Source organism: Flavobacterium sp. AED (genome assembly GCF_000812945.1).
In the GTDB taxonomy this organism is placed as follows: Bacteria; Bacteroidota; Bacteroidia; order Flavobacteriales; family Flavobacteriaceae; genus Flavobacterium.
Genome location: NZ_JSYM01000004.1, coordinates 37,698 through 53,185, shown reverse-complemented (window position 1 = coordinate 53,185; position 15,488 = coordinate 37,698). Strand labels below are relative to the sequence as shown.

The window sequence follows — 15,488 nt, the reverse complement described above, 5'->3', positions numbered from 1 at the left end:
GAAAATTAGTAATTGCTGCGCTTTCGCAAAAGTGCCGCTCCTTTCCTTTCGATATAATAATTTGTATCAATCAGTAAAATCGGCGTCAGTCGTATTGCAAATCAATGAGTCTAAAAATCCAAAATATTATTCCTCAAATTCAGGCCGAGTTTGTAGGCAACAACAATGCCGTTTCAATTGATACTATTTCTATCGACAGTCGCTCGTTGCAAAATGGTTCGCAAACCTTATTTTTTGCTTTGGTTGGAACCAATAATGATGCGCACATTTACATTAAAGATTTAATTGAAAAAGGCGTTCAAAACTTTGTAGTTACCCATATTCCTGATGATTGTGAAACCAAAGCTAATTTTCTGGTTGTCAAAAATACATTGGAAGCTTTGCAACAATTTGCGGCGTATTATCGCGGTCTTTTTCACTTTCCTATTATCGGATTGACGGGAAGTAACGGTAAGACGATAGTAAAGGAATGGCTCAATTTTCTATTAAGTCCGGATTATAATATTATTCGAAGCCCCAAAAGTTACAACTCACAGGTTGGAGTTCCCTTGTCCGTTTTGGCAATTAATGAACAACACAATCTTGGGATTTTTGAAGCGGGGATTTCCACCGGTTCAGAAATGGAAAAACTGAAACCCATTATCAAACCCACGATTGGGATTTTAACGAATATTGGTTCAGCACACGACGAAGGTTTTACGAGTTTAGAAGAAAAAATAAAAGAGAAAATGCTGCTTTTTGAAGATTCGGAAGTGGTTATTTATCAAAAGAATGGATTAGTAGATTCCTTTATTTCTAAAAAAACAAAAGCATTTACATGGAGTTTTGATTCGAAAGATGCTGATGTTTTTGTCTTTCATACAGCAATTAAAAACGACAGCACAACCATTCAATACCAATACAAAGGAAATGCATTCGAATTGATCATTCCGTTTCAGGATAAAGCATCCATTGAAAATGCGATTTCATGTTTGATGGTCTTGCTGCATTTTAAATATGACGAAAAGACGATTCAAAACCGAATGGAATTGTTGTATCCGGTCGAAATGCGTTTGAAAGTTAAAAACGGAATCAATAATTGCAGTATTATTGATGACAGTTATAGTTCCGATTTTCAATCGCTGAAAATAGCGTTGGATTTTCTTGAAAGCCAAAATAAACGTCAAAAAAAGACGGTAATATTATCGGATATTTTTCAAAGTGGTTTGTCCAATGAGGAGTTATATTCCAAAGTTGCGCAGTTGATAGTTTCGAACAAAATTACCAGAGTTATTGGGATTGGCGAAACCATTTCGGCATTCGAAAATAAATTTACCAATTGTGTTACGTTCAAAAATACGGAAGCATTTATTGCTGGTTTTGAAAATTTGGATTTCAACAATGAAACGATTTTGATTAAAGGAGCGCGTACATTTCATTTTGAAGAAATCGCGGCTTTATTAGAAGAGAAAACACACGAAACCGTTCTGGAAATTAACTTGAATGCCATTAGCCACAACCTGAATTTCTTTAAATCAAAGTTGAAACCAAAAACTAAAATAATGGTGATGGTAAAAGCTTTTGGTTATGGAAGCGGTGGTCTTGAAATTGCCAAATTGCTGGAACATCATAAAGTAGATTACTTGGGCGTGGCTTTCGCCGATGAAGGAATCTCGTTAAAAAATGGCGGAATTAATTTGCCAATTATGGTATTGAATCCGGAAACTACCAGTTTTGCGGCAATTATTCAACATCAATTAGAGCCTGAAATTTATAGCTTGAAAGGATTGCGTGCGTTTCTGAAAATTGCAGAGCAAAAGAAATTAAAACATTTTCCTATTCATATAAAGCTCGATACCGGAATGCATCGTTTGGGTTTTGAGAATAATACGATTGATGATTTGATAGCGACTTTAAAAGGGAATCAAACCGTTAAAGTGAAAAGTATTTTGTCTCACATGGCTACGAGTGATGATTTAAAATACAAAGATTTTGCACATTCGCAAATTGATTTGTTTGAGAAATTATCCTCAAAATTAATGACCGAATTACAAATAAAACCCATTCGTCATATTTTAAATACTTCGGGAATCAGTAATTATCCGGATTCACAATTTGATATGGTTCGCCTTGGAATTGGTCTTTACGGCGTTTCAAATGACAGTGAAGAACAGAAGTATTTAGAAAATGTAGGAACACTAAAATCAGTAATTTCTCAAATCAGGACTATTCCTGCCGGTGAAAGTGTGGGTTATGGCAGACGTTTTATGGCGGAGAAACCAACAAAAATCGCCACAATTCCTATAGGTTACGCGGATGGGATTTCAAGAGGTTGGGGAAATGGAGTAGGTTTTGTGAACATTAAAAATGAAAAAGCGACTATTCTGGGCAGTATTTGTATGGATATGCTGATGGTAGATGTCAGCGAAATTGATTGTAAAGAAGGGGATGAGGCAATTATTTTTGGCGAAAGCCCAACCGTAAATTACATAGCCCAAAAATTAAATACCATACCGTATGAAATTCTTACGAGTATATCGCAACGGGTAAAACGGGTGTTTTATAGAGAATAATTAAATATTAGGGAAAAGACTGTTAATTGTTTTGAAATTTTAATTAAATTCGTAATACAAAATAAATTTTAACCTTAAAAAATAAATTATGGGATTTTTCAGTGATTTTAAAGCATCTTTAATGAAAGGTGACGTATTGAGTTTAGCCACAGCTGTTGTTATAGGTGGTGCTTTTGGTAAAATTGTAGGATCTGCCGTAGATGACGTTATTATGCCAATTGTAGGTTTGATAACTGGTGGAATTGATTTCACACAAAAATTTGTCACACTGGACGGAAAGAGCTATGAAACTCTAGCTGCTGCAAAAACTGCCGGTGCCGCTGTAATTACTTATGGAAATTTGGTGCAAGCCATCATTAATTTTGTCATTATTGCTTTCTTTATTTTTGTTGTTTTAAGAGCTGCTGAAAAAGCTAAAAAGAAAGAAGAAGTTGCTCCTGCTGCTCCAGCTGGACCTACACAGGAAGAATTGCTTACTCAAATTAGAGATTTATTGAAAAAATAATACCGCTATACTATATATTCTAATTTATCCTGAATTAATTTCAGGACTAAACCGCTTCGTAATGGAGGCGGTTTTTCTTTTTGTTTTAGATAGGAAGCAATGAATTGTTATATTTATAACATTTTGTTATTTTTTGTGAACACGCTTGTTTTAATTTGAATATTACTTACTTTTGCCATTCAAATTTAGTACTCAATAATAAAAATATACTATGAGAATAGCAGTTGTAGGCGCTACTGGAATGGTTGGCGAAGTAATGTTAAAAGTATTGGCAGAAAGAAATTTCCCTGTAACAGAATTAATTCCGGTTGCTTCTGAAAGATCAGTGGGAAAAGAAATAGAATATAAAGGTAAAAAATATAAAGTGGTTGGTATGCAAACTGCTGTAGACATGAAAGCGGATATTGCTTTGTTTTCTGCAGGAGGTGATACTTCACTGGAATGGGCTCCAAAATTTGCAGCAGCGGGAACAACCGTTATCGATAATTCATCGGCTTGGAGAATGGATCCAACCAAAAAATTAATCGTTCCTGAAATCAATGCGTCTGAATTGACTGCAGCCGATAAAATCATTGCAAATCCAAACTGTTCTACGATACAAATGGTATTGGTTTTGGCTCCATTACATAGAAAGTACAATATCAAACGTGTTATTGTTTCTACGTACCAATCCATTACTGGAACGGGTGTAAAAGCAGTACAACAGTTAGAAAATGAATACGCAGGAGTTCAAGGTGAAATGGCCTACAAATATCCAATTCACAGAAATGCAATTCCACAATGTGATTCATTTGAAGACAACGGGTACACTAAAGAAGAAATGAAATTAGTTCGTGAAACTAAAAAAATCTTAAGTGATAATTCAATTGCAGTTACGGCTACTGCTGTTCGTGTGCCAATCGTAGGTGGACACAGTGAAGCGGTAAATGTGGAATTCACGAATGATTTTGATATTAGCGAAGTACAAAATATTTTACATCATACGGATGGTGTTGTGGTTCAAGATAACAATGATACTTATACTTACCCAATGCCAATGTATGCACAAGGTAAAGATGATGTCTTTGTAGGAAGAATTCGTCGTGACGAAAGCCAAGAAAACACCTTGAATATGTGGATTGTTGCTGATAACCTTAGAAAAGGAGCTGCTACTAACACCATACAAATTGCAGAATATTTGATTGCTGCTAAATTGGTGTAATACTTAATTTTTAGTTCAAATTAAAACCATTTGTTTTGTCAAATTAAATTTTGTCAGAACAAATGGTTTTCTTTTTTGCAGTTTTTCATAACCAATAAAAACAGTTTATTTATGAAACATATAAGGAATATAAGTTCATTTAAGAGAGTGATTTTTATTTGGGTTTAAAACTTATGTTTCCTTAAATATCTTATATGCTAAAAGACCGTGTTACTTTTTCTAAATTGTTTTGTTACCTTTGTCAAGGATGAAAAAGAATAAACTCTTAATAAGTCTTTCTTTGGCGATTGCGGTATTGTTCTCAATACTGTTTCAATCCTTCCATACCTATGAACATTTAGAGCAACAGCTTTCCGAAAAGCAGTGCCATCATAAATACAATGTTACCAATAAAGAGATAACGCATCAACACCACAGTTTTGATCATTGTTATGTCTGTGATTTTACTTTTGGCAGTTATATTTCTCCAAAAGATTTCTCCTATCAATTACATTCCTGTTACAAAGAAATTCCTTATTTTATTACGACTAAGGAAGTTGTTCTTTCTTTTTCCGGAAGTTTATATTCCCATCGCGGACCACCTGTAAATAACTTAAGCTGAATTTTTTTCAACTTCTGTTGATTTTTTCAGTACTTATCATTTCTATTTTATTTACTAAATAATTCCGGACTCGACTCCCTCTTCTTTGGAGAAGGTTGGGGTGAGGAACAATACCATCATTTTCAATGAAAAATTTTATTATAGCCCTATTCTTGGGGTTTTCGGCAATGCTTCAAGCGCAAAATACCCTTTCGGGAATCGTAATGGATAAGAATAACCAACCCATAAAAGGCGTTTCGGTGTATGCATCAGAATTACACAAGGGAACAGCAACAGACGAAAACGGAAAATATACCTTTATCAATCTGCCTAGTGGAAACTTAAAATTGACTTTTACATTCGTAGGGTTCGGGACACAAAATAAAGCCATAACTGCTTTACAAAAAGAAAATACACTGAATGTAATCCTTGAAGAAACGATATTCCAAATGGATGAAGTGATTGTTTCGACCGCTTTCAATAAAATACAATCGCAAAATGTGATGAAAGTGGAACATCAAAGCATGAAAGAATTACAACGAAAAGGAACTGCCACTTTAATCGAAGGACTGGCAACGATTCCGGGAGTTTCACAGGTTTCTACCGGAACATCCATTGGGAAACCAGTAATTCGCGGACTAAGCGGCAATCGGGTTTTGGTGTATTCACAAGGCGTTCGAATGGAAAATCAACAGTTTGGTGACGAACATGGTTTGGGATTAAACGACTCGGGAATAGAAAGTGTTGAGGTTATCAAAGGACCGGCTTCATTGTTGTATGGTTCAGATGCTTTGGGTGGTGTTTTGTATTTTAATCCCGAAAAATTTGCTGATGCCAATACTTTCAAAGCTAATTTCAGCCAAAAATTATTCTCGAATACCTTGGGTAGTAATTCTTCTTTGGGGCTGAAAACGTCTACCGATAATTGGAAATTCCTAGCTCGCGGAAGTTACAATACACACTCTGATTATAAAATTGCTAATGGCGACCGAGTAACGAATACCCGTTACAATGAAACCGATTTCAAAACAGGGATTGGCTATAGTAATGCTAAATTTTCAAGTGTGCTGCGTTACAATTACAACAAGCTGGATTTAGGAATCCCGGAAGATGGCATTGCTGAACAAACCACCAGTAAGGAAACAGGATTTCCAAGACAAGGCGTTTTCAATCATTTGCTGAGTTTGAACAATGTTTTCTTTTTCCAAAAATCAAAACTGGATGTTGATTTGGGTTATGTTGCCAATGACCGAAGTGAGTTCGTAGACAGCAATGTCGCTGGTTTACACATGAAACTGAAAACATTCAATTACGATGCGAAATACCATTTGCCAAAAATAGGCAAAGTGGAATCTATTTTTGGAATACAGGGAATGCACCAAACTAACACAAATTCTGGTGAAGAATATTTGATTCCAGATGCGACGACCAATGATTTTGGTGTTTTTGGAACCGCTAATTATGAGTGGAAAAAAAATGTTTTCCAAGCCGGATTGCGTTTCGATAATAGACAAATTATTACTGTAGAACATGGAATTGCAGGTTCCGAAGGCTATTTTAAAGCCGTCGATAAATCATTCGACAGTTTCAATGCTTCCTTGGGTTATAAAACGAATCTTGCTGATGATTTGACATTGCGGTTGAATCTTGCTTCTGGATTTAGAGCACCAAACCTAGCCGAATTAACGTCCAATGGTGTTCATGAGGGAACGAATCGTTATGAAGTAGGAAACAGCGATTTGAAAACGGAACAAAATGTACAAACCGATGTAAATTTGGAATATAAAAACAGCCATTTTGAGTTTTTTGCCAATGGATTTTACAACCACATCAATAATTATATCTACACCTCACCAACAGGAGCAGTGATTGACAATAATGCTGTTTTTGATTATATTCAGAATAATGCCAAGTTGTACGGAGGCGAAATAGGACTGCATTTTCACCCGCATCCTTTGGATTGGTTGCATTATGAAACCAGTTTTGAAACCGTAACCGGTAAGAAAGAAAATGGCGATTTTCTGCCTTTAATTCCTGCAAACAATTGGAACAACACGATTAGAACCGAATTCAATATCAAAAATTGGCTCGAAGATGGTTTTGCGACTTTGAATCTTTCCACGACTTTCAATCAAAATAACGTGAGTGGTTTTGAAACCAAATCCAATGGATATTCCTTGGTAAATCTGGGTTTTGGTGGAAAAGTAAAATTGGGTAAAACGGTTTTTGACATGAATTTAAACGGGAATAATCTTTTGAACAAAAGATACATCGCGCACCTTTCCCGCTTGAAAACCGATGGAATTCCTAACATAGGAAGAAACGTGGTTTTGGGTGTGAATTTTAATTTGTAACTCATTTGCTTCAGCAAAAAACAAAAACGCTATTCGAAAGGGTAGCGTTTTTTATTTAAGAAAAGGTTTTAATTTGCGATTTTCACACAACTGTAATAAAAACGGCATTCGTGCGACTAACTCTTTTTAAGAATTCCTTACATAAGGAACAGGAACTATTTGTCTATTTTTGTAACGATTTAAATCAGAATTTAATGAAAAAAACTTTTTTAATAATGGCAGTTTCAACTACAATAGCCTCTTTTGGACAAAACCAAAATCCTATAAAATATCCCATTACCCATAAAGGGGAAACTGTGGATGTGTATTTCGACACCAAAGTTGCCGATCCATACCGCTGGCTCGAAGATGATAAATCTGCCGAAACGGGCGCTTGGGTAAAAGCCCAAAACGAAGTGACGTACGGGTATTTATCCAAAATTCCGTTTCGGGATGCATTAAAAGCAAGACTCGAAAAACTGTGGAATTATGAAAAAATAGGCGCTCCTTTTATCGAGGGAAATTATACGTATTACTATAAAAACAACGGCTTGCAAAACCAATCGGTGTTGTACAGAAAAGACGCCAAAGGAACCGAAACGGTGTTCCTGGATCCCAACACGTTTTCTAAAGACGGAACCACATCGCTTGGCGGACTGGATTTCTCCAAAGACGGTTCAAAAGTAGCGTATGCCATTTCAGAAGGTGGAAGCGACTGGAGAAAAGTTATTATATTAGATGCCATTACTAAAAAAGTATTGGAAGACACGATAGTCGATGTAAAATTCAGCGGTGTGTCTTGGAGAGGAAACGAAGGGTTCTATTATTCCAGTTATGACAAACCAAAAGGAAGCGAATTATCCGCAAAGACGGACCAACACAAACTGTATTTCCACAAGTTAGGAACACCACAAAAGCAAGATAAAGTAATTTTTGGCGCCGATAAAAAACGACGTTATGTAGGCGGTGGTGTTACAGAGGACAACCATTATTTGGTCATCACGGCATCGACTTCCACCTATGGAAATGAATTGTACATCCAAGACTTAACAAAACCAAATAGTCCTATTGTGACTATTGTGGATAATTTTAAGAGCGACAACAACATTATTGATAATGAAGGTACGAAATTGTTCATTGAAACCGACTTAAATGCACCCAACAAACGCATCGTTACCGTGGATGTTAAAAATCCAAAATCAGAAAATTGGAAAGATTTCATTCCGGAAACCGAGAATGTTTTGACACCAACAACCGGCGGCGGTTATTTCTTTGCCAATTACATGAAAGATGCCGTTTCGGTGGTGAAACAATACGATTATTCCGGAAAACTGGTTCGTGAAATTCAGTTGCCGGGGGTAGGAACTGCCGGTGGTTTTGGCGGAAAGAAAAAAGAAAAAACACTCTATTATTCATTCACGAATTACATCACTCCGGGTTCTATCTATTCATTTGAACCAAAATCAGGAACTTCTGCGGTGTATCAAAAACCAAAAGTAGATTTCAACAGCGAAGATTATGAGTCCAAACAAGTGTTTTACACTTCCAAAGACGGAACCAAAATCCCAATGATTATCACTCATAAAAAAGGATTGAAACTCGATGGTAAAAATCCAACGATGTTGTATGGTTATGGTGGATTCAACGTAAGTTTGACACCAGCTTTCAGTATTTCCAATGCCGTTTGGATGGAAAACGGAGGCATTTTGGCCGTACCAAACTTACGTGGCGGTGGTGAATACGGGAAAAAATGGCACGATGCGGGAACCAAAATGCAAAAGCAAAATGTCTTTGATGATTTCATCGCAGCTGCCGAATATTTGATTGCCGGCAACTACACATCTTCACAGTTTCTGGCCATTCGTGGCGGGTCAAACGGAGGATTGCTTGTGGGTGCTGCCATGACGCAACGCCCGGACTTGATGAAAGTCGCTTTGCCGGCCGTAGGCGTGATGGACATGTTGCGCTACCACACCTTTACCTCAGGCGCGGGTTGGGCTTATGATTACGGAACCGCGCAGGACAGCAAGGAAATGTTTGCCTACATCAAGGGCTATTCTCCCGTACACAACGTAAAAACGGGAACGCACTATCCGGCCACGATGGTCACCACGGGCGATCACGATGATAGAGTAGTGCCGGCACACAGTTTTAAATTTGCTGCCGAATTACAGGAAAAACAAACCGGAACCAATCCTACTTTAATTAGAATTGACATCAATGCAGGACACGGCGCAGGAAAATCCGTGGCGGCAACCATTCAGGAAAATGTCGATATTCAGGCCTTTACGTTGTACAATATGGGTATCACGGAATTGCAAAAGTTAGCTGATTAGTATTTATCCTGTCCCGAGGCTTCGGGATATTTTCAGGATTTATTCTGAATTTATTTCAGAAGCTATTTCCTGCTGTACGCTATATCTTTTCCTTGCTAAAGAAGCAAGAAAAAGGATGCCGCTTCCATCAGGGCTAGGGTATTAGATTTCATAAGAACTTTTATTTTTCAAAAAACGCTATTCGAAAGAGTAGCGTTTTTTTGTTTTAACAGATCAAGTTGAAAACTAAAAATTAATGAGGTCAATTGTAGGCGGGTCAATTGTAGGCGTAAAACTAATTTTATCAAATATGGAGATTAAAGAAAAATTCGGTCAAAAAGTAAAAGAATTAAGAGAGAGAAAAAATTTCTCTATTGAGCAACTGGCTAATATTTCGAATGTTGACAGGAATTATATTTCTGATATAGAAAAAGGAAAAAGAAATGTTTCAATAACAATAATTGAAAAAATCATACTCGCACTCGATACTGATTTTGCAAGCTTCTTTAATGATAATAGTTTTAAAAAATGATAATGAAAGAGAATATATCAATTGAAGAATTCGATAACAAGAAATTCAAAATGCGTTTTGTTGAACAAGAAGATAATAAAAAAGCTGTGTTGACACATTATCTTCATAATTATGATAATGGTGTAAAAAAGCATTTTGAAAAAGAAGCGAAAGAATATTTAAAAGAAATAATTGAATATAAAAATGATGAAGAGAAATTAAATCTCGTTTCTGATGTAGCATTACAACAATTATTATTTGAAGTTAGAGAAGTTCCTTTTCCAACTCCGGAAAATTATACTTTTAAATTTATTGATCTTTTTGCAGGGATTGGAGGATTTAGAATGGCAATGCAAAATCTTGGCGGTAAATGTGTATTTACATCTGAATGGGATGAAAATGCAAAGAAAACCTATAGAGCTAATTATGGAGAGACACCATTCGGCGACATAACTAAAGAAAGAACAAAAAATTATATACCAGACGATTTTGATGTTTTGTGTGCAGGATTTCCTTGTCAAGCTTTTTCAATTGCAGGTAAAAGAGGAGGTTTTGAAGACACAAGAGGAACACTTTTTTTTGACGTTGCAGAGATAATAAAAAACAGAAAACCAAAAGCAATTTTCTTAGAAAATGTAAAAGGTTTAAGAAATCATAATGGAGGGAAAACGTTAGCAACAATCCTAAATGTTTTACGTAATGACTTGGGTTATTTTGTCCCAGAACCTCAAATAGTTAATGCTAAAAATTTCGGAGTGCCACAAAATCGTGAGCGTATATATATAGTTGGTTTTAGAAATGATTTAAATATAGATTCATTTTCATATCCTGAACCTTTAGAAGAAAAAGTCTTTTTCAGAAAAGTAAAAGAAGAAAACGTAGTTCCTACAAAATATTATTTATCAACTCAATATTTGCGTACTCTAATTAGTCATAAAGAAAGACACGCAAGTAAAGGAAATGGATTTGGATATGAAATTATTAAAGATGATGAGGTATCAAATGCAATTGTAGTTGGTGGAATGGGTAGAGAAAGAAATTTAGTTATTGATAATCGAATAACAGATTATACGCCAACAACTCATATCAAAGGAGAAGTCAATCGTGAAGGAATTAGAAAAATGACCCCGCGAGAATGGGCGAGATTACAAGGCTTTCCAGATAATTTTTTAATTCCTGTCGCAGATGCTTCTGCTTACAAACAATTTGGGAATTCCGTTGCGGTTCCAGCCATTCAAGCAACAGCAGAAAAAATTATTGATCTGATAAAAGCTAAATTATGCTAACAGGAAACATTGGAGAATGGAGTGAGCCATATGCTTTATTAAAATTAATTGTAGATAAAAAACTACATTTAGGAGAAGAAAATTTCAAAAAAGTAGAAGATGTTTTTTACCCAATTCTGAAAATTATTAGAAATGAAAAAGATAGAAATGTTAGTTTTTCATATGAAGATGAATTAATTATAATTACAGACGGTAAACTTCTACTCAAAATACCTATTTATGAATTTATTGAAAATACAAAGTTGTGTTTAAACGAAATTAAGGCAAAAAAGAAATCTAAAGGAGCTTTTTCTATACCTCAAATAGAAATTTTTTTAAATTCTTTTTCAATTAATACTTTAAAAGCGAAGTCAAAATTAAAAAACGATATCACAATACAAATCGAAGATCCTAATTCATTTTTAATGCCAACTCTTGGATTTAGCGTTAAGTCTCAGTTAGGAAGACCTGCGACACTTGTTAATGCCAGTGGTGCAACCAATTTTACTTTCTTAATAAAAGGCAATTATTTAGATGAAAGTATAATTTTAAAAATAAATGATGCTAAAGAGTTTTCAGAAAAAATAGAAATCATAAAAAACTCAGGTGCTTCACTTGAATTTGAAAAAGTTGATAACGAAGTTTTTGTTACTAATCTACAAACAGTAGATTTTAATTTCAGTAAAATTCTAGCAGAAGTTATTTTAATGTTTTACACAAATAATATAAGTTCTGAAAATACAATTCCAAAGTTCATAACCAAAATAGAAGAAATAAATCCGATTGGTTACAATCTTTCGATTAATTCGAAAATGTATGAAATGATGATGAAAAAGTTTTTAACCGACTATGCTTTAGGAATGAGAGCGGCGGAAGTTTGGACAAGAGATTATCAAGCTACAGGGGGGTATTTAATAGTAAAAGATGATGGAGAATTAATTTGTTACCATTTTTACTTTACCAAAAACTTTGAAAATTATCTTTACCAAAACACAAAATTAGAAACTGGAGATCCAAAGAAGCATAATTTCGGTAAAATATATGAGGAGAATGGAAAACAAAAAATTAAACTAAACTTACAAATACGATTTATAAAATGAGTGATGAATTAAAATTTAGAGTAAGTTCAGAACTGAAAAATATTATTGGTCGTGATTTAATTACTGACGATTACATTGCAGTATTTGAGTTGGTTAAGAACTCATTTGATTCCCACGCTACTGAAGTAGAAATAATTTTCGAAAATATTTATACTTCTGAAGGTAAGATTATCATTATTGATAATGGTAAGGGAATGAATTATGATGACCTTATAAACAAATGGTTATTTGTGGCTTACTCAGCAAAAAAAGACGGTACTGAGGATATAGACTATAGAGATAAAATTAATAATCGTTTTTACTATGCAGGAGCTAAGGGTATTGGAAGATTTTCCTGTGACAAACTAGGTACAAGTTTGCGCTTAGTGTCAAAAAAAGATGAACCTAACTCAAGAATAGAGGAAATAATCGTTGATTGGACAAAGTTTGAGGAAAACTCTAGAGCTGAGTTTGTAAATATTCCTGTTGACCATCAAATACTTGAAGACAACCCTTCGAAATTTCAAACAGGAACGTTTCTTGAAATTACTGGGTTAAGAGTAGATTCAAATTGGGATTCAAACAAAATAATCAAACTGAAGCATTCATTATCTAAATTAATTAACCCATTTGAAGACAATAACAATAGAAAATTTAAAATTAATGTAACAGCAAGAGATTTTGTTGAATATGACAATGATAAATTGAGTTCGTATTGGAAAGTAAATGGTCCAGTTGAAAATAATTTACTTTCAATTCTAAAGAACAAAACAGTTCATTTATTATCAAGGATTTCAACTGATGGACATACGATTACAACTGAATTATCAGATAATGGACGAACATTATACAAAATTGTTGAAAAAAATAATGAATATCATTTACTCCAGGATATTCTGGTTGAACTTTATCATCTTGATAGAAAAGCGAGAACAAATTTCACAAGATTAATGGGAATAAAAGCCGTCGATTATGGATCACTTTTTCTTTACAAAAACAATATAAGGATATATCCATATGGAGAACCTGGTGAAGATTCTTTTTCATTAGATATAAGACAGCAAAAGAAAATTGGTAATCATGTTGGGACAACAGAATTAATTGGAAGAATTGAAATCTCAGGAGAAAATGAAGAATTTAAAGAGACTACGAGCAGAGGAGACGGTTTAATTAAAAATCGTAGTTATTATCAACTCCAAGACTTCTTTATTAATAATGTCATCTCTAAACTTGAGAACTATGTAATGAAGTTTTTAAAATATGGAATAGATATTAAAAAATATGATAGTTCAAGAAATAATTTAGAAGGTATAGTTAAATATATATCTGGCTTTAATAATAAAGATATTCTTTCTATTGAATTCCATCCTGACTTGTTGGGTATAATTGGTAATAATCAAATTCAAAGTAATAGTGCTATTACAGTTTTAAGTTCAATTGAAAATATTGCCAGAGAATTTGATAATTTAGAATTATTAGAAAAAGTTAATACTATTAAATCTACTCTTGAAGATGCAATAGCCACTGCTGAAATCGCTGAGGAAGAAATAAAACAAAAAGATAAATTAATTTCTGAAAAAAATTCAGAAAATCTATTTCTTAAATCTGTAAAATCTCAAGATCTAGATGAAATTGTGAGTTTTATGCATAGTGTTGGAATTTCATCTGACATTGTTAATAACTACGTGAATGGTCTATACAAAAGAGTAAACAGAGGTGAAAAAATTAGCAATGAAGAACTTGCGAAAAAGTTAAGAGAAATAAGTTTAGAGAACCGAAAAATTTTGGCAGTTTCACAATTTGCCACAAAAGCAAACTTTAAATTGTTTTCTGAGGAAATAGAAACTGATATTATTGAATTTATTCATGAATATACACTTAACATACTAACACAAATTAGATCTGAAGACATAAAAATAAATTCGATTAATTCTGAAAAATTAAAATTTATTTGCAAATTCAGACCTATTGAAATAACAATTATCATTGATAATTTAGTGAGTAATTCAATTAGAGCAAAAGCAAAATACTTTGATATCAACTATGAAATCAACAATAACGAATTAATGATTAAGTTTAAAGATGATGGTAAAGGTATTCCAGATAGCTCTTTGAAGAATATTTTTGATATCGGCTTTACAACTACTTCAGGATCAGGGCTAGGTCTTTTTCACGTGAATAGTATAATTTCAAAAACAGAAAATTTGAGTATTGAAGTAGACAACCAAAACGAAAAAGGAGTAATATTTATTTTAAAATTTAATAAACATGGCAGGAAAGTACAAAAAAGTAATTGATATTGTTTGGGTGGAAGATAACAGACAATATCTACCATCTATTGGTGATGAGTTAAATGAAATACAACACGATTGTGATGTTAATCTTGATATAACTGAAGAAAATGATTCAAATAAATTTAAAAACATAGCTTATGACATACCAAGTGCTCTTGTTTTTTGCATTGATTATAATTTGAGTAACAATGGTGATGGAATTGATGGAAATCAAGTGATAAAAAACATTCGTTCTGTTAACAAAACTTGCACGATAATTTTTTATAGTTTTAATTTGGATCAAGAAGGACTAAGAAAATTAGTTGATAAAGGTGATACATATACCTATTGTGTACATAGACCAAATCTAATGTATAAACTTAGAGATCTTATTGAGGAAGGTGTAATTTAATTCATGGACCGCCTAACTCCATCCCAACGCTCAAAAAACATGAGTGCCATTAAAAACAAAGACACTAAGAGTGAAGTTAGGCTTGCTAAAGCTTTGTGGTTTTTTGGCTATCGCTACCGTAAAAACAACAGAACGATTTTCGGCACACCGGATTTAACCTTCAAAAATTTGAAGATTGCCATATTTGTTGACAGCGAATTCTTTCACGGAAAAGATTGGGAAACCCAAAAAGACAAAGTGAAAACCAATACAGAGTTTTGGCAAAAGAAAATAGAACGAAATATGCAACGAGACGTTGAAGTCAACAACTATCTGGAGTCACAAAACTGGAAAGTGCTCCGTTTCTGGAGTGCAGAAATAGAGAAACATCTGGAGGATTGTATCGCTAAAATCCAGTCAGAAATTATTTCGAGACAAAATCAAAAAAGCTAGGTTGTAAATTACAAATCACGATTCAATTCC

12 protein-coding genes are annotated in these 15,488 nt (G+C 34.0%); all 12 read left to right on the top strand.

What is annotated here, in order from left to right; all coding sequences use genetic code 11:
• The first annotated feature begins 104 nt into the window (after positions 1-104).
• The 12 genes from OA85_RS13830 to OA85_RS13780 all read left to right on the top strand — a co-directional run bounded on the left by OA85_RS13830 (position 105) and on the right by OA85_RS13780 (position 15,458).
• Entirely contained in the window at positions 105-2,552 is a 2,448-nt protein-coding gene (locus OA85_RS13830; RefSeq protein WP_039110377.1) for a bifunctional UDP-N-acetylmuramoyl-tripeptide:D-alanyl-D-alanine ligase/alanine racemase, read from the top strand.
• 88 nt (positions 2,553-2,640) lie between these two features.
• Positions 2,641-3,057 (top strand): large conductance mechanosensitive channel protein MscL, encoded by a 417-nt coding sequence (mscL, locus tag OA85_RS13825; RefSeq protein WP_039110376.1) that lies wholly within the window; start codon positions 2,641-2,643, stop codon positions 3,055-3,057.
• A 211-nt stretch (positions 3,058-3,268) separates the two neighbouring features.
• Positions 3,269-4,258: an aspartate-semialdehyde dehydrogenase gene (locus OA85_RS13820; protein WP_039110375.1), complete on the top strand. Its 990-nt coding sequence runs from the start codon at positions 3,269-3,271 to the stop codon at positions 4,256-4,258.
• Positions 4,259-4,505: 247 nt separating this feature from the next.
• Entirely contained in the window at positions 4,506-4,859 is a 354-nt protein-coding gene (locus OA85_RS17245) for a hypothetical protein (protein WP_082014177.1), read from the top strand.
• A 125-nt stretch (positions 4,860-4,984) separates the two neighbouring features.
• A complete protein-coding gene (locus OA85_RS13815; protein ID WP_039110374.1) occupies positions 4,985-7,192 on the top strand; it encodes a TonB-dependent receptor in 2,208 nt (735 codons plus the stop codon).
• A 194-nt stretch (positions 7,193-7,386) separates the two neighbouring features.
• The gene (locus tag OA85_RS13810) at positions 7,387-9,507 is read left to right on the top strand and encodes a prolyl oligopeptidase family protein (protein WP_039110373.1); all 2,121 of its coding nucleotides are present in this window, start codon (positions 7,387-7,389) and stop codon (positions 9,505-9,507) included.
• A gap of 235 nt (positions 9,508-9,742) precedes the next feature.
• Positions 9,743-10,018, top strand: a complete 276-nt coding sequence (locus OA85_RS13805) for a helix-turn-helix domain-containing protein (RefSeq protein ID WP_231557108.1) — start codon at positions 9,743-9,745, stop codon at positions 10,016-10,018.
• Between the two features lie 2 nt (positions 10,019-10,020).
• Positions 10,021-11,283: a DNA cytosine methyltransferase gene (locus tag OA85_RS13800; protein WP_231557107.1), complete on the top strand. Its 1,263-nt coding sequence runs from the start codon at positions 10,021-10,023 to the stop codon at positions 11,281-11,283.
• Positions 11,277-12,362, top strand: coding sequence for an HpaII family restriction endonuclease (locus OA85_RS13795; RefSeq protein ID WP_039110371.1), 1,086 nt, complete (start codon positions 11,277-11,279; stop codon positions 12,360-12,362). The genes OA85_RS13800 and OA85_RS13795 overlap by 7 nt, the downstream gene beginning before the upstream one ends.
• Positions 12,359-14,638, top strand: a complete 2,280-nt coding sequence (locus tag OA85_RS17080; protein ID WP_052257262.1) for a sensor histidine kinase — start codon at positions 12,359-12,361, stop codon at positions 14,636-14,638. The genes OA85_RS13795 and OA85_RS17080 overlap by 4 nt, the downstream gene beginning before the upstream one ends.
• Positions 14,610-15,026 carry a hypothetical protein gene (locus OA85_RS13785; RefSeq protein ID WP_039110370.1) on the top strand — a complete coding sequence of 139 codons (417 nt, stop codon included), beginning with the start codon at positions 14,610-14,612 and terminating at the stop codon, positions 15,024-15,026. The genes OA85_RS17080 and OA85_RS13785 overlap by 29 nt, the downstream gene beginning before the upstream one ends.
• Before the next feature lie 3 nt (positions 15,027-15,029).
• Entirely contained in the window at positions 15,030-15,458 is a 429-nt protein-coding gene (locus tag OA85_RS13780) for a very short patch repair endonuclease (RefSeq protein ID WP_039110369.1), read from the top strand.
• The last annotated feature ends 30 nt before the right edge of the window (positions 15,459-15,488 follow it).